The sequence below is a fragment of the Kribbella yunnanensis genome, assembly GCF_039529655.1.
Lineage (GTDB): Bacteria > Actinomycetota > Actinomycetes > Propionibacteriales > Kribbellaceae > Kribbella > Kribbella yunnanensis.
Window position 1 is genome coordinate 103,212 of the sequence record NZ_BAAANF010000020.1, and the last position, 24,312, is coordinate 127,523.

Below are 24,312 nucleotides of genomic sequence, written 5' to 3' on the forward strand. Positions count from 1 at the left end.
GTTCCTTGCTCGATCAGCGAACAGTGAGGGTGAAGGTCTTGGAGACGGAGGGTGCCAACGGCAGTCCGTTGTAGCTCAACTTCGGCACCGTGACGCGATAGCGGGTGGTGGTGCCACGACCGGCCGCCTTGAACGGGACAAGCGCCGTACCGTTCTTGATCTGTACGGCGGGACCTGTGCGCCAGGCGCCGTTGGCCCAGCGCTGCAGCGTGCCGCGCACTGTCAGACCGGGCTGGATCTTCACCGACAGGTTCACCGTCACGCCGACCTGGACCGTCGAGCGGGTGAACCCGGCCACCGCGAACCGCGTCATGGTCTGTGACGACTTGGCTGACGTCGACCCGGCCGGTACGAGCTGGATCGCGCCACGGCCGATCTTCTTCAGAGCAGGCACCCATAGCCGGTACTGACGACCACCCAGCGACGCGATCCCTGTGTCGAAGGGGACCTGCGTGTTCGCGGTGTAGCGGCCAACCGTCTTCCAGGCGGCGCTGCTGGTAGCTCGTGCCTGCAGTTGCACGGGGAATTCGGTGTTCTCACTCGTGCCGACGAGCGTGCTCTCGATCTTCAGGCGCTCACTGAAGGTCCCTTGCGCGGGTACCGCGATGCCGGCCCGCAGCGTCCCGGCGTACACCGCGCGTCCAGTCGGGTAGAGCTGCCCCCAACCGTTGCCGGTCAAGATGTCGACCGTGGTCAACTGGGACTGCGCCGGAACGGTCACCGAGGTGACCCCTGCAGCGACCGGGTACGTGCCGAGGGGATCCCCGCCGTACCGCTTCTCGACCCGCGCCTCGAACCAGTCCTCGGCCGCCGGACGATCCAGCGGATCGCCAGGCGTCTTGTCCGCGCCCACCGTCGGCCGCCACCGCACCCGAACCGACCGATCGGCAAGCAGTTCGGCGTCGTACACATCCGGCGAAACCGGCCGCCGGGTGTCGAAGGACGCGGACGCAGTCGGCGTCCCCCAGCTGCTGCTCGTGCCGCTCGCAACAGTGATCTGCACCTGGTCCTCGTCGATGGTCAGCTTGCCTGGAGAGAACACGAGCTCGTTCGTCTCGCCTTCGATCCGGCCACCGATGATCACACTCGCACCAGTTCGCGGGTACACGGCACGAATGCTGTTGGCCGAACCGTCGTCGTTCCAGGTGACACGAATCTTCCCGTCGTCCCACGCGAGCCGCACATCGGTAGGCGCCTCCGCGGCTGCCCACGCAGGCGTAGCCAGACCCGCAGTCAGCAGTACGGCGGAAGTCGCGAGTACGGCGTACTTGCGCATGTCAGACGACCTTCAGGGTGAAGGGAAGGCTGGTGCTGAACTCGACCGGCAGGCCGTTGACCTTCACCGGCGGGGTCGCGATGCGGTACTTCTGGGTCGTCCCACGGCCGGCGGCGCGGATCGCCACGTCGGCCTTGCCCTTGCTGTCGAGCTGAACAGCACGCAAGTAGCGCCACTGCTTGCCGTCCCACCTCTGCAGCGCGGCCTTCAGCGGAAGACCGGGCGAAACGATGATCTTGTGATGCACCGTCACACCCACCCGTGCCGTGTCCGGTGCGTGTCCGGTGCCAATGTCGGCGTACTTCCGCACGTACTGCGCCGCGGTCGAGACCGGCGGTGTGAGCAGGATGACGTCGTTGCGGAAGAGCTGGCCCGCGGGGACCCACAGCCGGTACTCCTGACCGCCGGCCGCACCGGCGGACGGGTAGAAGACCTTGCCGTCGATCAGCCCGGCGTTCCGCCCGGCTTTCTTCCAGGGGCTGGAGCTGTTCGGCCGTGCCTGGACCTCGACCTCGAACGCCTCGTTGCGGATGATCTCGGGGAAGTTGGCCAGCAGTTTGGTGTTCCAGCTGGTCTGGAACCAATGGCCCGGCCCGGAGAGCGTCGAGGTCACGCTCATCGTTCCGACGCGCACGGTCTGATACTCGCCAACTGGTGCCTGTCCCCACTGGTCGCCGGTGGAGATCTTGATCGTCAGCGGACCCCGGCGTACTGGGATGTCAGCCGTCGACACGCCACCTCGCACCACGAACTCCGTCTGCTGGCCCGCGGCAGGACCGGTCACGGTCGCCTTCACCCAGATGCCGGCCGGCTGGTCGAGCGGATCATTCGGGGTCTCGTCCACGAAGGTGTCTCGCTGCCACCACACGCGCACCGAGGTGGTGGACAGCGACTGGGCTTTGTTGATGTGCAGTTGGGGCACGCGGTGAGTGTCGAACAGCGGGCTGCGGACCGGCTCGCTCATCTCCTTGTCTGCTCCGACCGTCCGGACCGAGATGCGGACCTTGGGCGCCTCTTCGAGCACCCTGGGTTCGAACACGAGCTCGTTGGGCGCATCGGCCGTCGGCTGGTCGAGGCCGTACCCCGTGTCCGGGAAGACGGCTGCGACCGTGTTGGCCTCGCCGTTGTCCTTCCAGGTGACGCGGACCTTGCCTTCGGCGGTCCAAGAGACCTGTACGTCGGTCGGCGCCTCAGGGGCAGCGGCCCAGGCGGTGCCGGACAGGCCGGCGGTGAGGAGGGCGACGGCGGCCGTCGTGGCCAGTGTTTTGCGCATGTGCTGAGTTCCTAGCGGACGGTGAGAGTGAAGGGGAGGCTGGTAGTGGCGTCGACCGGCAGACCTTTGTACTTCACCGGAGGAGTGGCGATCCGGTACTTCGCCGTCCCCCGGAGTGGGGTGCGCATCGGGATCTTGGCGTTGCCCTTGGCATCCAGTTGGACTGCGCGCAGGTAACGCCACTGCTTGCCGTCCCACTTCTGCAGGGCTGCCTTCATGGGCAACTCCGGACCTACGTGGACATAGAGCGTCACTGTGGTGCTCGCCGGAGCTCTCGTCGGGAAGAACTCCGCGCGGTCGATGAGTGCGTTTCGCCGTACGAACTTTCCGGTCGTAGAGGCAGCTGGGGTCAGCAGGAAGGTGTTGTCCCGCAAGACCGAGGTCTCGGAGACCCACAGCCGGTATTCCTGGCCGCCGGCGGCGCCGAGTGTGGCCGGGATGATCGTGCTGCCCGTTTGGGCGCTGGTGCCGGTGACGAACTTCCAAGGAGATGCAGCATTCGGGCGGGCCTGAATTGCGACTGCGATCGCTTCGCCGGCTGTGGGCTCGGACATGTGCACCCGGCCGGTGATGGTGAACATCTGCCAGCTCGCTCGCGCGGGTAGCGCGGCGGACACGCGCATGGTTCCAACCTGCACAGTCCCGTAGACCGGAAAGCTTCCCCACTCGTTGCTCGCGGAGAGTTTGATCGTCACCGCGCCCGGACGAACCGGCACGTCGGCGTGCTGCGTGCCGCTAGGAATCAGGAACTCCCGCTGTTCGCCGGCGGCCGGCCCGCTGATGGTGGCTCGCAGCCACGCGCCGGCCGGGTGATCCAGTGGATCGTTCGGGTTCTTGTCCGTGACCTCGTCCTGCCGCAGCCACATCCGCACCGAGCTGCCGGACGATGACGCGGCGCTGAGGATCGTAGGCTTCGGCACCCTATGGGTGTCGAACAGTGGAGTGTGGGCCGATGTGCTCTCCTGCCGGTCCACAATCGTGCGGACCGCGATCCGCATCTCGGCCTGGTCCCGGATGTTCCTGGGGTCGAGCAGGACCTCGTTGGGCGCATCCGCGGGCGGCTCGGCCGCGAGGTACGCATAACCCGGGGATGTCAGGTAAACCATGTTCGCCTGGCCGGTGTCCTCCCAGGTGACACGAACCTTGTCGCCGGCCCATGAGACTTGTACGTCGGTGGGTGGTGCCGGCGGGTCGGCAGCCTGAGCCGGGGTCGACAGACCGGCAGTCAGGAGTACGGCGGCAGCTGTCGTTGCTGCGAGTTTTTGCATGGGATCCCCAGGTGAGTACGCCTGGTGGTCACCCCTGCCGCCAGTGCGTGCAGGAAAAAGTAGCGCACGGACTGGCGGGTGAGGCAAGTCGAATCGGTTGCAGGTTCGTGCAATTAGCCGATGGTGATGGGGAAGGCGGAGCTGGTGGTGGGGCTGAGGGGGAGGCCGTTGATGGTGGTGGCGGGGAGGGCAATGCGGTAGAGGAAGTGGCCGCGGTCGTTGCCTACGTTGGCGTGGGTGAGCATGGAGCCGTTGCGGAACTGGACCGGGAAGACGTTGCTCCACTTGTTGTTGAGCAGGACCTGGAGGGTGCCGCGGACCGTTGCGGCGGGCTGGATCTTGGCCCAGACGTCGACGTTGGCGTGGCGGGCCGGGTGGGCGGGAGTGAAACCCTTGCTGAGGAACTTGACCAGGGTCTTGGAGGACTTGGCCGAGGTCGAAGACGCCGGGGTCAGGGCGATGACGTTGCCGCTGACAACCTTGCGGGCCGGGACCCAGAGCCGGTACTGGCGGTTGCCGAGGGAGGCGATGCCGGTGTCGAAGGCGGTGGTGGTGTTGCCGGTGTAGCGGCCGTAGGTCTTCCAGGCGTCGGTGGTTTTGGTGCGGGCCTGGAGTTCGACCTTGATGCTGCTGGCGCGCTCTTCGCGGCCCTCGCTGGTGAACAGGTCGAGGGTGCTCTTGATACCAAGACGGTTCCCGTACGCCGCCGATGCGGGAACTGTGATCCCGGCGCCGAGGGTGCCGAGGCGGACGGTCTTGGTGTCGGCGGTCTCGGTCCACTCGTTGACCGCGATCAGCTTGATCGCCGCGGGGCGGGCCTGCGCGGGGATCGTGCCGGTCGTCGTACCGGCGGCGAAGGGGTAGCTCTTCGTGGCGGTGCCAGGGAGGTCGACGACAGCCTTGACGGTGCCATTGCCTGGTACGTCGAGGGGGTCGCCCGGGGTCTTGTCCTCGACGGCGCCCTGGGTCCACTTGAGCGTGGTGCTCAGGTTCGTGAGCAGGTTGGCGTCCTGGAGAGCCGGTGCGGCCGGGCCGCGCGTGTCGAACCAAGGCGAAAGTGTGTCCACGCTGGAACCGTCGGCGGCCACCGTGCGGAGGATGAACCGGACCTTGTCCGCCGGCTGCAGGTTGGAGAAGCCCTGGATGTCGTTCGGTTCGCCGGCGGCGAGGTTGGCGAAGAGAACGGGCTCCTGCTGGCCGTCGTACTCGGCGAGGACGATGTTCTGCTCGCCGTTGTCCTTCCAGGTCAGGTGGAGCTTGGCGTTGAGCCAGGAGAGCTCGAAGTCGGTGGCCGGATCGGCTGCCCAGGCAGGCGCCTGCAGGCCGACGGTCAGCAGTACGGCGGAGGCCGCGACAGCGGCGAGTTTGCGCATGAAGGATTCCTCAGGGGGTGGTCAGCAAAATCCCCGCTGCCGACCCGTCGGGCCGGAGCGGGGATTTGTGGAGCTGTACTTAGCGAACGGTCAGTGTGAAGGCGGAGCTTGTGGTGGCGCTGACGGTCAGGCCGTTGACTACGACCGCGGGCACGGTGATGCGGAAGCGGGCTGAGCCGGGCTCGTCGCCGGCGCCGCCGTGCTGGAGGGCATAGCCCTTGGTGAACTGCAGGGGGCCGGCGTCGAACCAGCGCTGGCCGTCCCAGAACTGCAGGCGGGCCTTGACGGTCGAGGCGGGGGAGATCCGCGCGGACAGGTCCACGTTGGCGCCGCGGCGGGCGACGGCGGGGGTGAAGCCGGCGGAGATGAACTTGATCAGCGTCTTGGAGGACTTGGCGGAGGTCGAGGTGGCCGGGGTCAGCGCGATGACGTTGGTGCTGACGATCTTGCGGGCCGGGACCCAGAGCCGGTACTGACGGTTGCCGAGCGACGCGATGCCGGTGTCGAAGGCGGTCGTGGTGTTACCGGCGTACTTGCCGTAGGTCTTCCAGGCGTCGGTGGTCCCGGCGCGGGCCTGCAGCTCGACCGGGATCCCGCTGGCCCGCTCTTCGCGGCCTTCGCTGGTGAACAGGTCGATCGTGCTCTTGATCGCGAGCCGGCTGGTGTACACCGCTGATGCGGGCACCGAGATGCCGGCGCCGAGAGTGCCGAGCCGAACGCTCTTGGTGGCCCGGAACGAGCCCCACTCGTTGGCGGCGATCAGCTGGATCGATGCCGGCCGAGCCTGGGCCGGGATGGTGGCCGACGTCGCGCCCGGGTCGAGGGGGTAGCTGTTCGTGGCGGTGCCGGGGAGGTCGACGAACGCGGTGAGGGCCTTGTCCGTGGCCGGCAGGTCGAGCGGGTCGCCCGGGTTCTTGTCGACCACGGCGGCCTGCGAGTACTTGAGCGTGGTGGTCAGGTTCGTGGCTAGGTTCGCATCCTGCAGCACCGGCTGACCCGGCGTCTGGGTGTCGAACTCCGGCGTCGCGGTCCCCGTGCTGACCTCGCTACCGGCAACGGCCTTGACGACCAGCCGGACCCGGGCGTTCTGGCCGAAGGTGGGCGGCAGTACGACGTCGTTCGCGCTGGTCGACAACACCTCGGCGACGAGCCGCGACTGGTTGGTGTCCAGGTCCTCGAGGTGGACCGTGTTGGCCTCGCCGTTGTCCTTCCAGGTCAGGTGGACCGACTTGTCGGCCCAGCCGACGGTGAGCTCGGTCGGGGCGTCCGGTGCCGCCGCGAACGCGGGGGTCTGGAGACCGACGGAGAGAGCGGCGACCGCGGTCGCCGCGAGGGCAAACTTACGCATGGGGGAACCTTTCGAAAACGCACTCACCGCCACGGCAGGAGCTGCCGTGGCGGTGAACATGCGGTGACTGACTACTACTTGACGGTGAGGTTGTACGCCGGGCTCGTGTTCGCCAGGACGGTCAGGCCGTTGACGACGACGGTCGGTACGACGAAGCGCAGCCGCAGCGTGTAGCGCTCGGTCTCGATGTCACCGCGCTCGACGTACGAACCCTTGGTGATCGGTACGTCGATGCCGAGGTCGATCCAGTGGCGGCCGTCCCAGCCCTGCGGACGGGCCTTGACGGTCACGGCCGGCAGGATCTTCACCGACAGGGTCGAGCGACCGCCGACCCGGACCGTCGACGGGTTGAAGCCGCCGGGGCCGAACTTGACGTAGGTCTTCGAGGACTTCGCGCCGGTCGAGGCGGCCGGGGTCAGCGCGATGATGTTGCCGCTGACGACCTTGCGGGCCGGGACCCAGAGCCGGTACTGACGGTTGCCCAGCGAGGCGATGCCGGTGTCGAAGGCCGCGGTGGTGTTACCGCTGTAGCGGCCGTAGGTCTTCCAGGCGTCCGTGGTCTTGGCGCGCGCCTGCAGCTGGACGGGGATCCCGCTGGCCCGCTCCTCGCGGCCGGCGCTGGTGAACAGGTCCAGGGTGCTCTTGATCGCGAGCCGGTTCGAGAACAGCGCCGAGGCCGGGACGGTGGTCGAGGCGCCGAGCGTGCCCAGCTTGACGGTCTTGACGTCCTGCGGGCTCGTGCCCCACTCGTTGACCTGGCTCAGCTTGATCGCTGCGGGCCGGGCCTGTGCGGGCACCGAGCCGGAGGTCGCGTCAGCGGCGAAGGGGTAGCTCTTGGTGCCGCCGGGGCCGGTGACGGTCGCCTGGACGGTTCCGTTACCCGGGAGGTCCAGCGGGTCGTTCGGCGTGTTGTCCGAGATGATCGAGCCCGGCACCCAGCTCAGGTTGGTCGTCAGGTTCGTTGCCAGGTTGGCGTCCTTCAGACCCGGAGCGGAGGGACGCAGGGTGTCGAACGCGGGCGTCGCCGCATCCGCGCTGACGCCGTCGGCGTTCTCGGACCGGACGAGCAGCCGCACACGCTCCGCCTGCCGCAGCGGAACCGACAGCGTCACGTCGTTTCCTTCGGCGGCGGTGGTCTGGAGGACGGTGCCGGGCGTGCCGCCGTCGTACTCGGCGAGGATGTAGTTGGCCTCGCCGTTGTCCTTCCAGGTCAGGTGGACCTTGCCCGCCTGCCAGTCGACGGTCAGGTCGGTCGGTGCGTCCGGGGCCGCGGCGAAGGCGGGCGTCTGGAGACCGACGGAGAGGGCAGCGACAGCCGTCGCCGCAAGGGCAAATTTACGCATGTGTGTAACCCCAGGGGAGATTCGCCTGGCGATCACCCCTGCCGCCAGCGCGTGGCTCGGACCCTAACAGGTCAACGGTGCAGACCGGAAAACTTTTGCACCAACGTGCAAAAGCTCACTCAGCTGGAGAAGTCCTCCGGCGCGACGCCGTCCAGGAACTGGCGGAACCGCTCCAACTCGGCCTGTTCCTCCTCGGGCGTGGCCACGCCCGCCTCGCGGAGAACCTCTTCTGTACAACGGATCGGGGTGTTCAGTCGTACGGCGAGCGCGACCGAATCGCTCGGTCGCGCTGACACTCGCGCTCCGTTGTCGAGCAGTAACTCCGCGTAGAACACCGCATCTCGCAGTTCGACGATCTCGACTGCCTCCAGCCGCACGCCCCAGGCCTCGATCAGGTCGCGCATCAGGTCGTGGGTGAGCGGACGGGACGGGCGCAGGCCCTGTTCCTCGTAGGCGATGGCGGTCGCTTCGACCGAGCCGATCGAGATCGGCAGGTAGCGGTAGCCCTCGGTCTCGCGCAGCATCATCACCGGTGCCCGGTTGGGCGATTCCATCCGGATCCCGATCAGTGTCAGTTCTCGCATCATCGTCATGGTGCGACCTCTCCTCAGACCGGCACCCGGTGGGGCGCCGGTTCCTCGGTAGGAACATACCCGCCACTCCCAGTGTCACCCGGAAGCCCCTGCGGGTGTGCCAGGATCGACACCGAGCCGTGTCTCTACGGTGCGCTGAACCGTTCGTACACGAGCCGGCCGTCGGCCAGACGGTGTGCGACCAGGAAGGCGCCGGGGGAGAACTTCCCGACCTTGAGGCCGAGTTCGCGTTGCAGTGCGGGCAGTACCGGCCGGTGCGAGCACACCACGGTCACGCGGTCCGACTTCCACGCCCGGTCGCCCGAACCGCGCAGGCGGTCCGGATCGGCGTCGTACCCGCGCTCTGAGATTTCTGGCCAGAGGTGCACGTGCCGGTCGATCGAATCGGCGTACGGCAGCACTGTGGCGGTGCAGCGCTCGGCGTCGCTGCTGATGAGCCGGTTCGCACCGAGAGCAGCCAGTACGTCGCTCAGTCGCTCGGCCACCGCCGTACCGGTCGGGTTGAGCGGGCGGAGTGTGTCCTTGCTGTCCCAGTCCTTGCGTTTCACCGCCTCCGCGTGCCGCACCAGGATCAGAGTCGCGTCGACGGACGCCACACGATTCAGGGCGTCCAGGATGTCCACGTCACGCGGGTAGCTGAGCCGCGACCGGGCCTTGTCCACCGGAAGCCACTCGATCTCGTCGACCTCGTCGTTCGGCTGGAAGTCACCGCCTCCGGTGGCGACGGCAGACCAGTAGTGCACCAGTTTCTGCGCCGTACCGCCGTTCTTGCGAACCAGATAGCGCTGCACACCGAGTGGCGCACCGAGCACTACCTGTACGCCGGTCTCTTCCTCGATCTCGCGTCGTGCCGCGAGCAGGACGTGCTCGTGCTGGGACAGCTTGCCCTTCGGCAGGGACCAGTCGTCGTACCGAGGGCGGTGCACGAGCAGCACCTCACGGATGCCGCGGCGCTCACGCCAGACGACACCACCCGCGGCGATAACCGTCGCCGGGTTGCTCATAGTGGAAGCCTAAGTAATCGGGTCGGCAGTTCTGCGGCGGCCACGCGTGGCGATCAGCTTTTCCTGCAGGTCACGCAGTGGCTCACCATCTGGTCGGGTCAGTCTGGCTTCCCAGGTGTTGTCCGGCTGCAACCACCAGGACTGGGTCTCGTCGTCGAGAGCCATGTCGAACATCTCCCGGACCTCACCGATGTGGTCGGGCTCCTTGAGCTGTACGAGCACCTCGACCCGGCGGTCCAGGTTGCGGTGCATCAGGTCTGCCGATCCGATCCACGCCTCGGGCTCATCGCCGTTCTCGAACCAGAACACCCGGCTGTGCTCGAGGAACCGGCCCAGGATGCTGCGGACGCGGATGTTCTCCGACAGGCCCTCGATCCCCGGCCGGATGGTGCAGATGCCACGGATCCACAGCTCGACCGGTACGCCGGCCTGCGAGGCTCGGTAGAGCGCGTCACACAGGGCCTCGTCGACCAGGCTGTTGACCTTGATCCGCACTCGGGCCGGACGACCGGCCAGGTGGTGCTGGACCTCGCGGTTGATGCGCTCGATCAGACCACGCCGTACTGATTGCGGCGCCACCAGGATCCGGCGGTAGCCCGCGTTGCGGGCGAAACCGGAGAGGTGGTTGAACAGGTGGGCCACGTCCTCGGTGACCACCTTGTCGCTGGTCAGCAGGCCGAGGTCCTCATACAGCCGGGCGGTCTTGGGGTGGTAGTTGCCGGTGCCGATGTGGACATAGCGGCGCAGGCCGTCCGGCTCGTCCCGGACCACCATGGAGAGTTTGGAGTGCGTCTTCAGGCCGATCACGCCGTACACGACGTGGCAGCCGGCGTGCTCGAGCTGTCGGGCCCACTTGATGTTCGCCTGCTCGTCGAACCTGGCCTGGATCTCCACCAGCACCAGCACCTGCTTGCCGGCCTCGGCCGCGTCGATCAGGGCGTCGACGATGGGCGAGTCACCGGAGGTGCGGTACAGCGTCTGCTTGATCGCCAGCACGTGCGGGTCGGCGGCCGCCTGCTCGATGAAGCGCTGCACGCTGGTCGAGAAGGAGTCGTACGGGTGGTGGACCAGTACGTCGCGCTGCTTGAGCGCGTAGAACATGTCCGCCGGGTTGGAGGTCTCAACCTCCGCCAGATGCGGGTGGGTGGACGGAACGAACGCCGGATACTTCAGCTCGGCGCGGTCCAGACCGGCGATCGTGAACAGGCCACGCAGGTCCAGCGGGCCGGGCAGCTCGAACACCTCGGCCTCGGTGACACCCAGCTCGGACAACAGCAGCGCCTTCACCTGCGGGTCGATCGACTCCTCGACCTCGAGCCGGACCGGCGGACCGAACCGGCGGCGCAGCAGCTCCTTCTCGAGCGCGGCCAGCAGGTTCTCCGCGTCGTCCTCCTCGACCTCGAGGTCCTCGTTACGCGTCACCCGGAAGGTGTGGTGCTGAGTGACCTCCATGCCCGGGAACAGCTGGCCCAGGTGGGTCGCGATCACGTCCTCCAGCGGAACGAACCGGCCCTCGGCTACCTGCACGAACCGCGGCAGCAGCGGCGGCACCTTCACCCGTGCGAAGTGCTCGCCGCCGGTGTCGGGGTTGCGGACCACGACGGCCAGGTTGAGGCTCAGGCCGGAGATGTACGGGAACGGGTGCGACGGGTCGACCGCCAGCGGGGTCAGCACCGGGAAGACGCGGTCCCGGAAGAACCGGGTCATCTCCTCGCGCTCACTCTGCTCCAGGTCGACCCAGCGCAGGATGTCGATGCCCTGCTCGGTCAGCGCCGGCTGGACCACCTTGCGCCAGGTGTCGGCCTGGCGGTCCATCAGCTCACGGCTGCGGGTCAGGCTGCGGTCGAGCACCTCACGCGGGAGCAGCCCACTGGCCGCCTTCACCGCGACCCCGGCCGCGATCCGGCGCTTCAGACCGGCCACCCGGACCATGTAGAACTCGTCGAGGTTGCTCGCGAAGATGGCCAGGAACTTGGCCCGCTCGAGCAACGGAACCGTGTCGTTCTCGGCGAGCTCGAGCACTCGCTGGTTGAACGCCAGCCAGCTCAACTCACGGTCGGAGAAGCGGTCCGCCGGGAGATCGCCCGCAGCCGCGATGTCGTACGGCGGTTCCACGTCGTACTCGCGATTATGGGACGCCAGCAAGTCTCCAGCCACGTTGACAAGCATCCCATCGTTTGGTGAACACGAGGTTGCGGAGGGCATATCGGCGGACAGTCCGAACTTGTTGCTAGCGTCACTCCTTGTGAACCCTCGACTGGACGCCTTGCTCCGCAGCACCGTGTCCGCCGTACAGGCGAACGCGCTGACGCCGCTCTACGCGCTGCCCACCGCTGTCCGCCGGCGCCTGGCCGGCGCCCCGATCCAGATCGACGGCAACACCTTCGACCCCGAAGTGCAACTGCTCCTGCGCGTGGAGTCATTGTTGCCGGGCACAACAAAGACGGACGCCGCCACGGCCCGCGCGAACCTGCGCAGCGTGAGCAAGCTGATCGCCGGCCACCCCCGCGAGCTACAGCGTGTGACCGACCTCACCGTTCGTGGCGCCGACGGCCAGCTCGGTGCGCGTCTCTACGTGCCCCGGAACGCCGGCCGCGGTCTGCTCGTCTTCTTCCATGGCGGTGGCTGGGTGGTCGGCGACCTCGACACCCATGACGCCCTCTGCCGCACCATCGCCGCCGATGCCGGCATCCGCGTCCTGTCCGTCGACTACCGCCTTGCCCCCGAGGCGCCCGCCCCCACAGCCGCCGAAGACGCCATCGCCGCCTTCACCTGGGCCGTCGAGCACGCCGAAGACCTGACAGTCGACCCAGGGCTGATCGCGGTCGGCGGCGACAGTGCCGGCGGCAACCTGGCGGCGGTGGTGGCCCAGCAGTCCGTCGTCCGCGACTTCCCGCGCCCGGCGCTTCAGGTGCTGCTCTACCCCGCAGTGGATCTGGTCGGCCGCCGTCCCAGCCGAGACCTCTTCGGCGAGAACTTCATCCTCACCGAGGAAGACATCCTCTGGTACCGGGACCACTACACGCCCGACCCAGCTCTCCGCCCCGACCCGGTCGTCTCCCCGCTCCTGGCCGATTCGCTCACCGGCCTGCCGCCGGCTCTCATCACCACCGCCGGTTTCGACCCGCTCCGGGACGAGGGCATCGAGTACGCCGACAAGCTGGCCGAGGCCGGAGTCGAAGTGACCCACATCTCGCACGACTCGCTCCCGCACGGCCACTACAACCTCCAGGCCCTGCCCGGAGCCGCTGCGGACGCCCTGACCACCCTCACGACCCACCTCAAGTCAGCACTGCACTGACGAGTTGGGGGCCAGGAGCCGTCCGGCTGGGGGGTTAGAGGCGCAGACGGCTCCTGGTTGCAGGTGAGACGAGCAGGGCCGCGGATTATGACGCGGAGTGAGCGACCGAGTTCGGTGTGGCGTCGGTCACTGGCGTGTACTGGACGTGTTGGGCGGCGGTCGTGAAGCCGAGGTTCGTGTAGAGGCGGCGGGCTGGGGTGTTGGTGCCGTCCACGTAGAGGGTGATCGTGTCCAGGCCTCGGGTGTCCTGAAGGTAGATCAGGCCTTGGAGGGTCAGGGCCTTGCCCAGGCCGGCGCCCTGGTGGTTGGGGGAGACGCCTACGACGTAGACCTCGCCGCCGCCGTCCTCGATCTTGGTCCAGTGATAGCCGGCTAGGTTGCCCTCGGCATCGATGGCGAGGAAGAAGCCTTCGGGGTCGAACCAAGGCTGGTGGAGGCGGTCGGTGAGGTCCGACTGGGTCCAGGCGCCTTGCTCCGGGTGAGTGGCGAAGGCTTGGCTGTTGACCTTCAGCCAGGCGGCGTCGTCCTGGCCGGGGACGAAGGTGCGGACCGTGATGCCCTCAGGCCAGGTGGGCTTGGGGAGGTCGGCGCGGGTACGGCGGAGGAAGTAGAGCTCGCGGGATACCTCGAGCCCGAGGCGGGCGGCGAGTTCGTCGGCGCCGGGCAGCCGGCCGTGCGCCCAGACGGCGAGCCGGGAGCCCGCATGGTCGAGCAGGATGCGCAGGAGCGCCGTACCGGTGCCTTGGCGGCGGAAGTCCGGGGTGACGACGAGCTCGGCGGAGCCTTCGGGGGTGAGGGCGGCGTAGCCGATCAGGTTGCGGGCGGACTGGAGGCCGGTGGGTTCGAGAGTGCCGGGTTCGCCGTCGTAGGCGAGCACGTGCAGGTCGCCGGGATGTTCGCCGTCGAGGTGCAGGAGGGTGCGCTCGTCGAGCGGGTTCACACCGTCGCTGTGCGCGGCCGTGCGAGCGAGCTCTGTGACGGCGGCAGCGGTGGCCGGGGGCAACGGTGAGGGAACTGCTTCGAGAGTCACAGGAATACCGTAAAAGGTCCTGGTCAGTTCATGCTCGAGTCCTTGGAAGGGTCGCCGCGCGTCGGGTAATTTCTCGGGATCGCGTGGCGAATCCGCGCGGTGATCGCTACGACGACGGAGTAGACATGGCCTTGACAGGACGAGACATGAAGTGGCTGCGCGGACGGCGGGGCGTCGGCCTGATCGCCGTCGGCACCGCCGCGGTGCTCGGCTTGGCCACGGGGGGAACCGTGACCCAGGCAGCGCCGGCGAAACCGAAGCCGACGCACACGCAGATCCAGCTGCTCGCCATCAACGACTTCCACGGCAACCTGGAAGCTCCCGGTGGCTCGAGCGGCAACATCAACGGCGTCCCGGCCGGTGGGGCGGCCTTCCTGGCCACGCACCTGAAGCAGCTGCGCGCGGCGGCGGAGGCCAAGGGACAGGACTCGGTGACGGTCGCCGCCGGTGACCTGATCGGGGCCTCGCCGCTGCTGTCGGCCGCGTTCCACGACGAGCCGACCGTCGAAGCGCTGAACGGGATGGGCCTGGAGGCCGCCTCGGTCGGCAACCACGAGTTCGACGAGGGCTGGCACGAGCTGCTCCGGATGCAGACCGGTGGCTGCCTGCCGGACGGCGACGGGCAGAACAACCAGAACTCCTGCCCGGACCCGGAGCGTCCGTTCCAGGGCGCCAAGTTCAAGTACCTGGCGGCCAACGTGTTCTTCGAGAACACGCAGAAGACGCTGTTCAAGCCGTACACGATCAAGACCTTCGACGACGGCCGGAAGGTCGCCTTCATCGGGATGACCCTGGAGAACACGCCGAACATCGTCACCAAGTCCGGTGTCGAAGGGCTGACCTTCAAGGACGAGATCGAGTCCGCGAACGCGCTGGTTCCGGTGCTGCAGAAGAAGGGTGTGAAGTCGATCGTCGTGCTGCTGCACGAGGGTGGCTTCCCGGCCGACCCGAAGGCGTACAACAGCTGCCCGGGGATCTCCGGCCCGATCGTCGACATCAACAAGGGCCTCAGCCCGGAGATCGACGCGATCATCTCGGGGCACACCCACCAGGGCTACAACTGCAGCCTGCCGGACAGTGCCGGTCAGCCGCGGCTCGTCACCAGTGCCTCGTCGTTCGGCCGCCTCGTCACCGAGGTCCGGCTGAGCATCAACAACGCGACCGGTGACGTCGACCGGCTGAACACGCTGGCCAACAACCAGATCGTCACCCGCGATGTACCGGCCGACCGCCGGACCAGCGAACTGATCACCAAGTACCAGACGCTGGTGGCCCCGATCTCGAACAAGGTCATCGGTCACCTGACCGGTACGTCGGTGTCGCGCACCCCGGACGATTCCCTCGAATCCCCGCTGGGCAACCTGATCGCGGACGGGCAGCTGGCCGATCCGTCGACCGTGACCGGTGGCAAGGTGCCGGTGGCGGCGTTCATGAATCCGGGCGGGATCCGGGCGGACCTGGCGTCGAACGCGGGTGAGGTCACCTTCGGGCAGGCCTTCACCGTGCAGCCGTTCAACAACTTCCTGGTCTCGATGGACATGACCGGTACGCAGATCAAGGCCCTGCTGGAGCAGCAGTTCTCCGGGGTGAACGGTCCGGAGGCCGGGAAGTACAAGGTGCTCCAGGTCGCCGGTGTCACCTACACCTGGAACCCGGCCGCCGCGGCGGGTTCGAAGATCGTGCCCGGGTCGGTGAAGATCGCCGGGCAGCCGATCGTGGACGGGACGTCGTACCGGATCGTCACGAACAACTTCCTGTCCGACGGTGGTGACGGCTTCCCGGCCTTCACGACCGCGACGAACAAGTTCTTCGGCGGGCTCGACATCGACGCCTTCGCGAAGTACCTGACCGCGCACGACCCGTACACCCCGGGCGCGACCGACCGGATCTCGATCGGTTCCTGACTGGCTCCGGGTGAGTGCGCCGCCTCAGCGGGGCGCACTCACAGGAAGAACTTGAGCAGCACGAAGGTGAGTGCCCCTGCGGTGGTGAGCGCGGAGAGACCTCCGAACCCGCGCCGCAGGGCGGCACCGAAGACGGCCAGGGTGAGCGGGACCAGCATCACCAGCAGGGTGACGCCGCCCGCGTGGACGCCGACGTGCTCGCGGCCGGTGAGGACCAGGCCGAGAATCATCGCGAAGGTCAGACCCAGCCAGGTGGACCGGCGGATCGGACCGTCAGCGGTGCGATGACCGCGGTGCGAAGCGCGGGTCGCGCGGCGATGCGAGGTCGGAGCAACGTGCGCCATCGATGATCGGTGACCTTCCGTGGAACGACGGAATACGCAAGGTAGCAGGATCCTTGACAGTCGTAAAAGGTCGTCGCCTCACCAGTCACACTACTTTCTTCCGTCACATAACGACGGCCGCGCAACGGCGTATCAGCCGCCGGCGAAGGGTGGCAGCGCGTCGACCTGAGCCCCCGCCGGAAGCAGCGTGGCAGGCGTCGCACGCTCGCCGTTCAGCAGAAAAGTGCAGAGCGAGAGGACCCGCGCGAGCTCGGGGCGATCGGACGAGACCGTGCTGATCAGATCGCCGAGCGAGGCGGCGTCTGCGGTCGCGGTGGACTCACCGGCGGCGCTGCGGGCGGCGGCGAAGTACCTGATGGTGACTTCCGGCATCTGGAGGGGACCTCACTAATCGGTTAAGTCTTCCGCTATTATGTCAGCTTGCTGTTGCTATCCAGTGTCTCGGGCCCCCGGCAATGACGCCGCTGGGGCTCGACGTGCACTACGACCGGCACAGGGGGACAACGTGAGCACGTTGCTTCTGCTGACGAACGCACTGCAGGCCTCCACCGAGGTGCTGCCGTCGCTCGCGTTGTTACCGCACCAGATCCGGATCCTGCCCGCCGAGGTGGCCGCGCTGGTCGATGCCCCGGACGCGGATGCCGTCCTGCTGGACGCCCGGCGGGATCTGGTCGCCGTCCGCGGCGTCTCCCGCCTGATCCGTACGACGGGAATCGACGTACCGCTGATCCTCGTCGTCACCGAAGGTGGCCTGACCGCGGTGAACGCGGACTGGGGCGCCGACGACGTGCTGCTCGACACCGCTGGTCCCGCGGAGATCGAGGCCCGGCTGCGCCTGGTGATCGGTCGGCTGGCCGCGACCCGCAACGAGGACCCGGACACCAGCCTGATCCGCACCGGTGACGTGGTGATCGACGAGGCGTCCTACACCGCCAAGCTCAACGGGCGGGCGCTCGACCTCACCTACAAGGAGTTCGAGCTCTTCAAGTTCCTGGCGCAGCACCCCGGTCGGGTGTTCACCCGGGAGCAGCTCCTGCAGGAGGTCTGGGGTTACGACTACTTCGGCGGCACGCGGACGGTCGACGTCCACGTCCGGCGGCTGCGGGCCAAGCTCGGCCCGGAGCACGAGCAGCTGATCGGTACGGTCCGCAACGTCGGCTACCGCTTCGTGGTCCCGCCGGCCGCCAGCCAACGCGAAACGGCCGATACTCCCGCCTGAAGTCTCGTGACGCCCCCACGGGCAGGTAGATTCTGCGCGTGGCGATGGAGTCGGGGTCGTTGCTCACCACGGTGGGCCGCGCGGGGGTCTTGTTCGGTAAGGCGTGGCCGAGGTTGCTGGCGGTGTTTCTCATCGCCCAGCTCGCGCATCGCGGGCTGCAATGGGTGGCAGTCCAGGCCGGTGCCGCCGCGGAGGCGGCCGGTCTCGCCGTCCTCGCGCTGATCGTCGTGGTCTCACTGGCCATGTACGTCGCGATGTTCCTCGTCCTGCGCGGTGAGCTGCCGTTCCACCGGCGAGCCGTTGCCGAGGGCATGCTCGCGCCCGACGGTGTTGAGCCTGGCAAGGAGAGCCGCCCGGTCGACGCACTGGCCGCGGCCCTGCTGCCGTTCCTGGCGTTCTACGCGGCCTACAAGTTCTTGCAGGCCGAGGCGCTCGACTACGAGTACAAGCTGGCGGTGCACAAGGTCAACGAGGCCGTCGCCACGTCGCTCGGTGGCGGGACAGTCGCTGAGCCGTCGCAGGGTCTGCAGTCGTTGTCGACCTGGCTGTTCATCGGCCTCGGTGCCGTGGCGTATCTGCTCCGCTTCGCGTTCAAGAAGTGGAAGCGGGAGAACGAGGGCCCGGTCCGCAAGCTGTTCATCACCTACCTCGAAGCGCTCTGGATCTTCGTGGTCATCTACCAGGCCTCGTCGTACGTCCCGTCGCCGAAGCAGTGGCTGCAGGAGCGTCAGATCTGGCAGTGGTTCCACGACGCCTACGTCTGGCTCCTCGACAAGGTGCTCGGGGTGAGCCAGGTCCGCGAGATCTGGGACGCCGTCACCGGCTTCATCGCCGCCGGCGTCGGTGATCTCTGGAGCGCTGCCGTGCTCCCGCTGATGTGGATCACCATGACCGCGGTGATCTACGGCCGGGCCGTGCACAAGGCGCAGCAGCAGCCGCGCTGGCGCTTCGACCGGCTGACGAACCGCTGGCAGGCGACGCCGCGCTTCGTGCAGGCTGCCGGCAACACCGTCGTCGCGGACTGGAAGGACCGCTGGACCCCGGTCGCGGACGCGTTCCGGCTGGTGCTCCGCTCCGGCCTGCGCCCGATGCTGGGTTACTTCCTCGCCTGGGCGGTCGTCACGTTCCTCGCCAGTGGCGTGTGGATCGCGCTGAAGCTCTGGGTCCTCGGCCCGCACACGCTGCCGTTCTGGCTGGTGATCGACGAGCCGCTGAGCCTGCTCACGGACGGGCTGAAGATCATGCTCCAGGTCGCGCTGCTAGCGGCCGCCTACGACCGGATGATCGGCGGCCTGGCCGGCTACCTGAACCGCGGCACGCACGCGGTCGTCGAGCAGGACGACAGCGAGCAGGGCGGCGTCGCCGACCTGACCGCCGCTACCTCGGGAATGCCAGATACTCAGGGACTTTCGTAGCCCACGTGATCGTCGGCTGAACCTCGGCCGCAACAGACTTCGGTACGACGAACACGGCCACGATCTCGTACGGCTTCCCGGCGACCGGCTTCACGTAGTACTGGGCCGACGGTCCACGCCAGCTCTGCGGTTTGTCGTCGTACCCACCGGTGCAGCTGTTCGGCCGGTCCTGGTAGTCGTCGGCGAGGATGTCCTCGTCCCAGATCCGCCCGTCCGACGCGCGCAGGTGTGGTCGGCAACCGCCGAGCCCGGGCTCGTCGAGCGTCTTGATGTCGTCGACCTGAAGCCGGAAGTGCACCCGGATCCGCGTCGTGTCCGGCGGCAGCGGATCCTCGGCCCCGGCCCGCTTGGGCTCCGGGTTCTCCTCGACACTGGCGGCGTACCAGACGGCTCCTTGGTACGGCGTCCCGCCGTCGGCCACGACGACCGCGTCGCGCGGCTGTGCGTCGTACCAGGATTTGTAGTCCGATTTCGTCGTCCACCAACCGGCCAGCGGCACGGTGACGACCAGCGAGGCGAGCGCGGCGACGTTCTTGCTGAACCAGCCGCTGCGCCGGCGGGCCCGGCGTGCCCCGGTCATGACGCGCTCGCGCGGGTGAAGGTGACGACCGGGCTGATCTCGGGGGACTTCACGTCCAGCGGGACGTTCACCTCGGGCTCGAGGTCGTTCATGATCGACTTCTCCATCACCTGCAGGGTTGCCCCCGGCAACTTGTCGGCGGGCATCTCGATCACGAAGGCGCCACGCGCCGGGATCCCGGGCGCGAACTGGAAGCCGGTCAGGTCGACCCGGTCCAGGCCGCTGCGGTTGGCGCCGAGATAGGTGATCCCGTCGGAGCTGCGGATCTGCACCCGGTTCAGGTGGATCGGCTCACGCGTCGCGGTGACGGTCGCGTCCACGACGACGAAGCTGGTCTGGGTCTTGCGGTCCGGCGAGCTGCTCGGGATCTTCAGCGTCTTCCCGACCCGCACCGCGTCGACCTTCAGCTCGAACCGGCCGGCGTCGACCGCGCGGCCGACGATGCCGTTCACCGGAGTCGGGTCCTGGATGTCCTGCTGGGTCGGCGTCAGCCGGTAGAGACCGATGATCGCGACCAGGACGGCCAGCGTCAGGCCGCCGTTCAGGAGCTTGCGGCCGGTCACTTCGTGTTGTCCTTCACCTTGATCGTGCCCTCGCCGGCGAGCTCGTCGGGCAGCCACTTCTCGTGGTGGTCCAGCAGCGACTCGTCGTAGTGCTTGTAGCCCTGCACGCTCACCTTGACCTCGGTCGGCAGGTCGGAGAGCTTCGGCAGCTTCCAGACGAAGGCAATCTGCTGCTCGACATCCGGGGTGAGCACCGGGTTCATCGTCTCGTCGTCGATGGTGGTGGTCCCCATCGGCGCTTCGGTCTCCTTGATCCCCGGTACGCCGATCAGCCGGAACAGGTCCGACGGCGGCGTGGTCCCGAGGTCGTCGGTGACCTTGATCTTGGCCACGATCGCGATCAGTGCACCACCGGGCTCCGGCTGGAACAGCGGCTTCAGGTCCTTGACCGTGACGACCCGATCGACGGTGATCGCGAACTGCCCGGCGTCCACCGACTTCCCCGCGGTCAGCGGCGGCGTCTCCGCGGCCGCCTTGTTCAGCCCACCGAACGCGGCCGAAACAGCCAGTACGACGGCGCTCGCGCCGATCACCCAGGTCTTGACCGAACGCCCGCGCACCTTCAGGTTCGCCAGCTCCGGAAGCTCTTCAGGCTCTTGCTCTTGCCCCGGCCCTTGCTCTGGCCTCCCCGTCTGCACGGGAAAAGGGTAACGAGCAGCGGGGGCAACAAGGTGTAATGGGTCTGTGGAGGAGACGGGGCTGATCGTGCGACCGGGGCTGGTGGTCCCCGAGGGGGAGCTGAGTTGGCGCTTCTCCCGATCCAGCGGTCCGGGCGGGCAGTCGGTGAACACCACCGACAGCCGGGTCGAGCTGAGCTTCGACCTCGCCCGTACGACGGCGCTGTCCGGCGTACTGAAGACTCGAGCGCTGGAGCGGTTGGAGTCCCGGCTGGTGGACGGTGTGCTGACGATCGCAGCTTCGGAGTACAAGTCGCAGTGGCGTAATCGGGAGGCGGCGCGGACCCGGCTGGTCGCGCTGCTGCGGGAGTCGATCGCGCCACCGCCACGGCCGCGGCGGGCGACCAAGCCCAGTAAGGGCGCGGTCCGCCGCCGCCTCGACGACAAGAAGCGCCGCGGTCAGACCAAGCGGCTGAGATCCCGCCCAGAGGACTGACTGTCCAAGGCGTGAAACAGCAGGTGGAGCTGAAAAACCATCGACGTACTCTGGATTGTTGTGAGCCTAGGTCTGTGGGTACTAGCCGGCGCGCTCGTCGCCGGAGTGCTTCTCAGTGTGCTCAAAACCTGGATCGACGGGCGATTCCGCGAGAAGGCGAGTGACGTGGAGAGGGTTTCCGCAGCCGACGTTGGCGTCGAGCTGGGCGAGCGGGCCACGTTGCTGCAGTTCTCCTCCGCCTTCTGCGCCCCCTGCCGCGTGACGCGGCGCACGCTGGCCGAGGTCGAAGGCATGGTCGATGGGGTCCGGCATGTGGAGCTGGACGCGGAGTCGAATCTGGACCTGGTCCGGAAGCTCGACATCCTGCGGACACCGACCACGCTGGTGCTCGACAGCACTGGTGCAGTGGTCAAACGCGCCAGCGGTGCACCGCGCAAGCCGGATGTGATCGCGGCACTGGCTACGGCGATCGACCACCAGCCGAACTGATAGGGATGGCGCTCGACCCCGCCTGACCGGCATGCTGTGCCAGTGAACTTCCCAGCCGGTTGGTACGACGACCCTGAGCACCCGACACAGCAGCGCTACTGGGACGGGAACGTGTGGACCGACGAGCGTCGTCCACGTGAGCAGCCGTCGCCGTACCAAGGCCAGTACGGACAGCCCAAGCAGGACCAGCCGCAGTACGGTCAGCCGGTGCAGCACGGCCAGGTGTTCGGCGGTGGACAGGCGCAAAAGCCCGCGTCGGACCGCCCGGTCTACGGCCAGCCCGGTCCGCAGCAGCAGCCGCCGCCGCAGGCCCACTACGGCCAGCCGCAGACGCAGTACGGCCAGCCCGCTCAGCAGCACGGCTATCCGGCGTACCCGCAGCAGCAGCCGGGCTACGGCTACCCGGGCCAGAACCGCTTCACGACTCCGGACGGCCAGCCGTTGTCCGGCTGGTGGCGCCGGGTGCTGGCCCGCGTCATCGACTCGGTTCTGATCTTCTTCGTCAGCCTGCCGCTGACCGGCTACTTCTGGATGAAGTACCTCAACGACTACACGGACAACGTCGAGCGGCAGATGCGGAGCACGACTCCGCCGACCTTCTCGGAGATGCTCAACTCGTCGATGTCCGCGGTGGCCTGGACGATTCCGGCGGCCATCCTGACCGCGGTGGTGATGTTCGCGTACGAGTACCTGATGCTGACCAAGAAGGGCGCCACGATCGGCAAGTCGGCGGCCGGTATCGCGGTGCGGCTGCGGGACGTGCCCGGGGCGGCACCCGGTGCGGCGATCGCGAAGCGGGCCGGGATGGGCCTTGCGCTGACCGTGCTGGGGGCGGTTCCGATCCTCGGTTCGCTGCTCGGCATCGTGGTCCTGCTGAACTACCTGTGGCCGCTGTGGGACGACAAGAAGCAGGCATTGTGGGACAAGGTCGCCGGCACGAATGTCGTCCGCACGTAACGCGTCCACAATGCGAACAGTTGTCTCACTCAATGGGACAACTGCGAACGTCCCGCTCCACGTTCCGTACTCTCGGAGCGTGGAGTACACGACCTTGCTGACCAAGCGCCGCGCAGTGGACAACTGCCGCATGCGCTCGTCGCTGTGTCGTGGCCGCTGACCAGGCGGCGTCCCGAGCGCTGTGGAACTGATCGCTGAGCGCGGTTCCACGTACGTCGTCTCCCGCAGGTACGGGCGGGTCCGGCTCGAACCACTCCTCCTCCAGGAGTCGTCATGTCCGAACAGACGGCCAAACTCACTCCTCCCCAGGTCGACCCGCGGGGGCTCCGGTTCGCAGCCGGTGTGACCGCGGTTCTGCTGGCGTTGACACTGATCCTCGGTAACCCGTGGATCCTGGCGGTCCAGACACTGGTGTTCGCGATCGGGACCGCCTTCGGCGTCCAGGCGTCGCCGTACGGCCAGTTCTTCAAGCGTGTGATTCGTCCGCGCTTGAGCCCGCCGAAGGAGCTGGAGGACGCGGCGCCGCCGCGGTTCGCCCAACTGGTCGGGCTGGTCTTCGCGATCGCCGGCCTGATCGGCTACCTGAGCGGCGCGACCGTGCTCGGAGTGGTCGCCACCGGATTCGCCCTCGTCGCCGCGTTCGTGAACGCGGCCGTGGGGCTCTGCCTCGGCTGCGAGGCTTATCTGCTGATCCAACGCATTCGTACGCCAAGCACCGCTACCAATTAAGAGAGGCAGCACACATGAGCAGGGAATCTGCGCTCGTCTCGGCCGACTGGGTCGAAGAGCACAAGAGCGATGCCAACGTCGTCCTGATCGAGGTCGACGAAGACGTCTCGGCGTACGACGCCGGCCACATCGCCGGTGCGATCAAGCTGGACTGGAAGGACGACCTGCAGGACCCGGTACGCCGGGACTTCGTCAACCAGCAGCAGTTCCAGGAACTGTTGTCCGGCCGCGGTGTCAAGAACGACGACACCGTCGTGCTGTACGGCGGTAACAACAACTGGTTCGCCGCTTACGCGTTCTGGTACTTCAAGCTCTACGGTCACGCCGATGTCCGCCTGCTCGACGGTGGCCGCAAGCGCTGGGAGCTGGACAGCCGCGAGCTGACCGACGAGGCCGTCAAGCGCGACGCCACCGAGTATGTGGCCAAGGAGCCGGACCTGAATATCCGCGCCTTCCGCGGTGAGGTCGAAGAGGCCATCGGCGTGAAGAACCTGGTGGACGTCCGTAGCCCCGACGAGTACGCCGGCCGCCTGCTCGCCCCGGCCCACCTTCCGCAGGAGCAGGCACAGCGCGCGGGTCACATCCCGACCGCGGCCAGCATCCCGTGGAGCAAGGCGGCCAACGACGACGGCACCTTCCGCTCCGACGACGAGCTGAAGACCCTGTACGCCGACGCCGGGGTCGACTTCGGCAAGGACACCATCGCGTACTGCCGGATCGGCGAGCGCTCGGCGCACACCTGGTTCGTGCTGCACGAGCTGCTCGGCCAGGAGAACGTCAAGAACTACGACGGTTCGTGGACCGAGTGGGGTTCGCTGGTCGGCGTACCGGTCGCCCTCGGCGACGAGCCCGGGGAGGCCTGACATGTGCGGAGCCAAGAAGGGCGGCCTTGATCTCAAGGGCGTCGACGTGGACAAGGAAGCCGTGATCCAGGGCCAGGTGCTGCGCGGCGAGGAGCCGGTCGGCGGCGCCTACGTGCGGTTGCTGGACGCAACGGGTGAGTTCACCGCCGAGGTCCCGACCTCGGCGACCGGACACTTCCGCTTCTTCGCCAAGCCGGGCGAGTGGACGCTGCGCACGCTGGCGCCCAAGGCCGACCCGGTCGACCGCCAGGTGGTGGCCCAGTACGGCGCGGTCGCGGAAGTGGCCGTTACCGTCTGAGCTCTCGCTCGTTACTGATGGTGCCGCCG

The 24,312-nt window shown here is 67.7% G+C and carries 25 protein-coding genes; 10 read left to right on the forward strand and 15 right to left on the reverse strand.

The window, feature by feature from the left end; translation table 11 throughout:
* Positions 1-13: 13 nt before the first annotated feature.
* The 9 genes from ABD231_RS30475 to ABD231_RS30515 form a co-directional block, all read right to left on the reverse strand.
* Entirely contained in the window at positions 14-1,276 is a 1,263-nt protein-coding gene (locus tag ABD231_RS30475) for a hypothetical protein (RefSeq protein ID WP_344159450.1), read from the reverse strand.
* Position 1,277: 1 nt separating this feature from the next.
* Complete coding sequence (locus ABD231_RS30480; RefSeq protein ID WP_344159453.1) at positions 1,278-2,549, reverse strand: hypothetical protein; 1,272 nt, start codon at positions 2,547-2,549, stop codon at positions 1,278-1,280.
* An 11-nt stretch (positions 2,550-2,560) separates the two neighbouring features.
* Complete coding sequence (locus ABD231_RS30485) at positions 2,561-3,817, reverse strand: hypothetical protein (RefSeq protein ID WP_344159456.1); 1,257 nt, start codon at positions 3,815-3,817, stop codon at positions 2,561-2,563.
* A gap of 113 nt (positions 3,818-3,930) precedes the next feature.
* Entirely contained in the window at positions 3,931-5,190 is a 1,260-nt protein-coding gene (locus ABD231_RS30490; protein WP_344159458.1) for a hypothetical protein, read from the reverse strand.
* Between the two features lie 79 nt (positions 5,191-5,269).
* On the reverse strand, positions 5,270-6,538 hold the full coding sequence (locus ABD231_RS30495; RefSeq protein WP_344159460.1) for a hypothetical protein: 1,269 nt from the start codon (positions 6,536-6,538) through the stop codon (positions 5,270-5,272).
* Positions 6,539-6,612: 74 nt separating this feature from the next.
* The gene (locus tag ABD231_RS30500) at positions 6,613-7,881 is read right to left on the reverse strand and encodes a hypothetical protein (protein WP_344159463.1); all 1,269 of its coding nucleotides are present in this window, start codon (positions 7,879-7,881) and stop codon (positions 6,613-6,615) included.
* Positions 7,882-8,000: 119 nt separating this feature from the next.
* Positions 8,001-8,474, reverse strand: coding sequence for a bifunctional nuclease family protein (locus ABD231_RS30505; protein WP_132406695.1), 474 nt, complete (start codon positions 8,472-8,474; stop codon positions 8,001-8,003).
* A 125-nt stretch (positions 8,475-8,599) separates the two neighbouring features.
* The gene (locus ABD231_RS30510; RefSeq protein WP_344159466.1) at positions 8,600-9,478 is read right to left on the reverse strand and encodes an NUDIX hydrolase; all 879 of its coding nucleotides are present in this window, start codon (positions 9,476-9,478) and stop codon (positions 8,600-8,602) included.
* A gap of 9 nt (positions 9,479-9,487) precedes the next feature.
* Positions 9,488-11,647: an RNA degradosome polyphosphate kinase gene (locus tag ABD231_RS30515; RefSeq protein WP_344159469.1), complete on the reverse strand. Its 2,160-nt coding sequence runs from the start codon at positions 11,645-11,647 to the stop codon at positions 9,488-9,490.
* A 76-nt stretch (positions 11,648-11,723) separates the two neighbouring features.
* On the opposite strand from ABD231_RS30515, the gene ABD231_RS30520 reads away from it, so the two are divergent.
* The gene (locus ABD231_RS30520) at positions 11,724-12,779 is read left to right on the forward strand and encodes an alpha/beta hydrolase (RefSeq protein ID WP_344159472.1); all 1,056 of its coding nucleotides are present in this window, start codon (positions 11,724-11,726) and stop codon (positions 12,777-12,779) included.
* An 85-nt stretch (positions 12,780-12,864) separates the two neighbouring features.
* Here the strand turns inward: ABD231_RS30520 and mshD are convergent, their stop codons facing one another.
* Positions 12,865-13,809 carry a mycothiol synthase gene (gene mshD / locus ABD231_RS30525; protein WP_344159475.1) on the reverse strand — a complete coding sequence of 315 codons (945 nt, stop codon included), beginning with the start codon at positions 13,807-13,809 and terminating at the stop codon, positions 12,865-12,867.
* A 146-nt stretch (positions 13,810-13,955) separates the two neighbouring features.
* Between mshD and ABD231_RS30530 the strand changes: the two genes are divergently transcribed.
* Positions 13,956-15,713 (forward strand): bifunctional metallophosphatase/5'-nucleotidase, encoded by a 1,758-nt coding sequence (locus ABD231_RS30530; protein WP_344159478.1) that lies wholly within the window; start codon positions 13,956-13,958, stop codon positions 15,711-15,713.
* A gap of 38 nt (positions 15,714-15,751) precedes the next feature.
* On the opposite strand, the gene ABD231_RS30535 is transcribed toward ABD231_RS30530, so the two are convergent.
* Together ABD231_RS30535 and ABD231_RS30540 are read right to left on the reverse strand one after the other, a co-directional pair.
* The gene (locus ABD231_RS30535; protein ID WP_344159482.1) at positions 15,752-16,057 is read right to left on the reverse strand and encodes a hypothetical protein; all 306 of its coding nucleotides are present in this window, start codon (positions 16,055-16,057) and stop codon (positions 15,752-15,754) included.
* Between the two features lie 132 nt (positions 16,058-16,189).
* Positions 16,190-16,429 carry a MoaD/ThiS family protein gene (locus tag ABD231_RS30540; protein WP_344159484.1) on the reverse strand — a complete coding sequence of 80 codons (240 nt, stop codon included), beginning with the start codon at positions 16,427-16,429 and terminating at the stop codon, positions 16,190-16,192.
* Between the two features lie 133 nt (positions 16,430-16,562).
* Here ABD231_RS30540 and ABD231_RS30545 point away from each other — a divergent pair, with 133 nt between their 5' ends.
* Positions 16,563-17,276 (forward strand): winged helix-turn-helix domain-containing protein, encoded by a 714-nt coding sequence (locus ABD231_RS30545; protein ID WP_344159487.1) that lies wholly within the window; start codon positions 16,563-16,565, stop codon positions 17,274-17,276.
* Between the two features lie 44 nt (positions 17,277-17,320).
* A complete protein-coding gene (locus tag ABD231_RS30550) occupies positions 17,321-18,691 on the forward strand; it encodes a hypothetical protein (protein WP_344159957.1) in 1,371 nt (456 codons plus the stop codon).
* Here ABD231_RS30550 and ABD231_RS30555 read toward each other — a convergent pair.
* Genes ABD231_RS30555 through ABD231_RS30565 form a run of 3 tightly spaced genes read right to left on the reverse strand, consistent with a single transcriptional unit; the run spans position 18,654 to position 20,472 of the window.
* Entirely contained in the window at positions 18,654-19,271 is a 618-nt protein-coding gene (locus ABD231_RS30555; RefSeq protein ID WP_344159490.1) for a hypothetical protein, read from the reverse strand. The two genes, ABD231_RS30550 and ABD231_RS30555, sit on opposite strands and share 38 nt — an antisense overlap.
* Entirely contained in the window at positions 19,268-19,834 is a 567-nt protein-coding gene (locus tag ABD231_RS30560; RefSeq protein WP_344159493.1) for a DUF4352 domain-containing protein, read from the reverse strand. Before ABD231_RS30560 ends, ABD231_RS30555 begins: the two co-directional genes overlap by 4 nt.
* Complete coding sequence (locus ABD231_RS30565; protein ID WP_344159497.1) at positions 19,831-20,472, reverse strand: hypothetical protein; 642 nt, start codon at positions 20,470-20,472, stop codon at positions 19,831-19,833. The genes ABD231_RS30560 and ABD231_RS30565 overlap by 4 nt, the downstream gene beginning before the upstream one ends.
* A gap of 46 nt (positions 20,473-20,518) precedes the next feature.
* Between ABD231_RS30565 and arfB the strand changes: the two genes are divergently transcribed.
* The 6 genes from arfB (at position 20,519) to ABD231_RS30595 (ending at position 24,283) form a co-directional block, all read left to right on the forward strand.
* Complete coding sequence (gene arfB / locus ABD231_RS30570) at positions 20,519-20,947, forward strand: alternative ribosome rescue aminoacyl-tRNA hydrolase ArfB (RefSeq protein ID WP_344159500.1); 429 nt, start codon at positions 20,519-20,521, stop codon at positions 20,945-20,947.
* A gap of 60 nt (positions 20,948-21,007) precedes the next feature.
* Positions 21,008-21,436 carry a TlpA family protein disulfide reductase gene (locus ABD231_RS30575; RefSeq protein ID WP_344159503.1) on the forward strand — a complete coding sequence of 143 codons (429 nt, stop codon included), beginning with the start codon at positions 21,008-21,010 and terminating at the stop codon, positions 21,434-21,436.
* Positions 21,437-21,478: 42 nt separating this feature from the next.
* A complete protein-coding gene (locus tag ABD231_RS30580; RefSeq protein WP_344159506.1) occupies positions 21,479-22,393 on the forward strand; it encodes an RDD family protein in 915 nt (304 codons plus the stop codon).
* 273 nt (positions 22,394-22,666) lie between these two features.
* On the forward strand, positions 22,667-23,122 hold the full coding sequence (locus tag ABD231_RS30585; RefSeq protein WP_344159509.1) for a DUF4395 domain-containing protein: 456 nt from the start codon (positions 22,667-22,669) through the stop codon (positions 23,120-23,122).
* 14 nt (positions 23,123-23,136) lie between these two features.
* Positions 23,137-23,985, forward strand: coding sequence for a sulfurtransferase (locus ABD231_RS30590; RefSeq protein ID WP_344159511.1), 849 nt, complete (start codon positions 23,137-23,139; stop codon positions 23,983-23,985).
* A 1-nt stretch (position 23,986) separates the two neighbouring features.
* Positions 23,987-24,283: a DUF1416 domain-containing protein gene (locus ABD231_RS30595; RefSeq protein ID WP_344159514.1), complete on the forward strand. Its 297-nt coding sequence runs from the start codon at positions 23,987-23,989 to the stop codon at positions 24,281-24,283.
* The last annotated feature ends 29 nt before the right edge of the window (positions 24,284-24,312 follow it).

Bases quoted from the DNA above. Each gene is read 5' to 3' on its own strand.
- ABD231_RS30535 (WP_344159482.1), bottom strand. From the start codon at position 16,057: ATGGCGCACGTTGCTCCGACCTCGCATCGCCGCGCGACCCGCGCTTCG.
- ABD231_RS30480 (WP_344159453.1), bottom strand. From the start codon at position 2,549: ATGCGCAAAACACTGGCCACGACGGCCGCCGTCGCCCTCCTCACCGCC.
- ABD231_RS30510 (WP_344159466.1), bottom strand. From the start codon at position 9,478: ATGAGCAACCCGGCGACGGTTATCGCCGCGGGTGGTGTCGTCTGGCGT.
- ABD231_RS30540 (WP_344159484.1), bottom strand. From the start codon at position 16,429: ATGCCGGAAGTCACCATCAGGTACTTCGCCGCCGCCCGCAGCGCCGCC.
- ABD231_RS30590 (WP_344159511.1), top strand. From the start codon at position 23,137: ATGAGCAGGGAATCTGCGCTCGTCTCGGCCGACTGGGTCGAAGAGCAC.
- ABD231_RS30585 (WP_344159509.1), top strand. From the start codon at position 22,667: ATGTCCGAACAGACGGCCAAACTCACTCCTCCCCAGGTCGACCCGCGG.
- ABD231_RS30555 (WP_344159490.1), bottom strand. From the start codon at position 19,271: ATGACCGGGGCACGCCGGGCCCGCCGGCGCAGCGGCTGGTTCAGCAAG.
- ABD231_RS30485 (WP_344159456.1), bottom strand. From the start codon at position 3,817: ATGCAAAAACTCGCAGCAACGACAGCTGCCGCCGTACTCCTGACTGCC.
- ABD231_RS30515 (WP_344159469.1), bottom strand. From the start codon at position 11,647: ATGCTTGTCAACGTGGCTGGAGACTTGCTGGCGTCCCATAATCGCGAG.
- ABD231_RS30505 (WP_132406695.1), bottom strand. From the start codon at position 8,474: ATGACGATGATGCGAGAACTGACACTGATCGGGATCCGGATGGAATCG.
- ABD231_RS30490 (WP_344159458.1), bottom strand. From the start codon at position 5,190: ATGCGCAAACTCGCCGCTGTCGCGGCCTCCGCCGTACTGCTGACCGTC.
- ABD231_RS30495 (WP_344159460.1), bottom strand. From the start codon at position 6,538: ATGCGTAAGTTTGCCCTCGCGGCGACCGCGGTCGCCGCTCTCTCCGTC.
- ABD231_RS30595 (WP_344159514.1), top strand. From the start codon at position 23,987: ATGTGCGGAGCCAAGAAGGGCGGCCTTGATCTCAAGGGCGTCGACGTG.
- ABD231_RS30500 (WP_344159463.1), bottom strand. From the start codon at position 7,881: ATGCGTAAATTTGCCCTTGCGGCGACGGCTGTCGCTGCCCTCTCCGTC.
- ABD231_RS30530 (WP_344159478.1), top strand. From the start codon at position 13,956: ATGAAGTGGCTGCGCGGACGGCGGGGCGTCGGCCTGATCGCCGTCGGC.
- ABD231_RS30550 (WP_344159957.1), top strand. From the start codon at position 17,321: ATGGAGTCGGGGTCGTTGCTCACCACGGTGGGCCGCGCGGGGGTCTTG.
- ABD231_RS30475 (WP_344159450.1), bottom strand. From the start codon at position 1,276: ATGCGCAAGTACGCCGTACTCGCGACTTCCGCCGTACTGCTGACTGCG.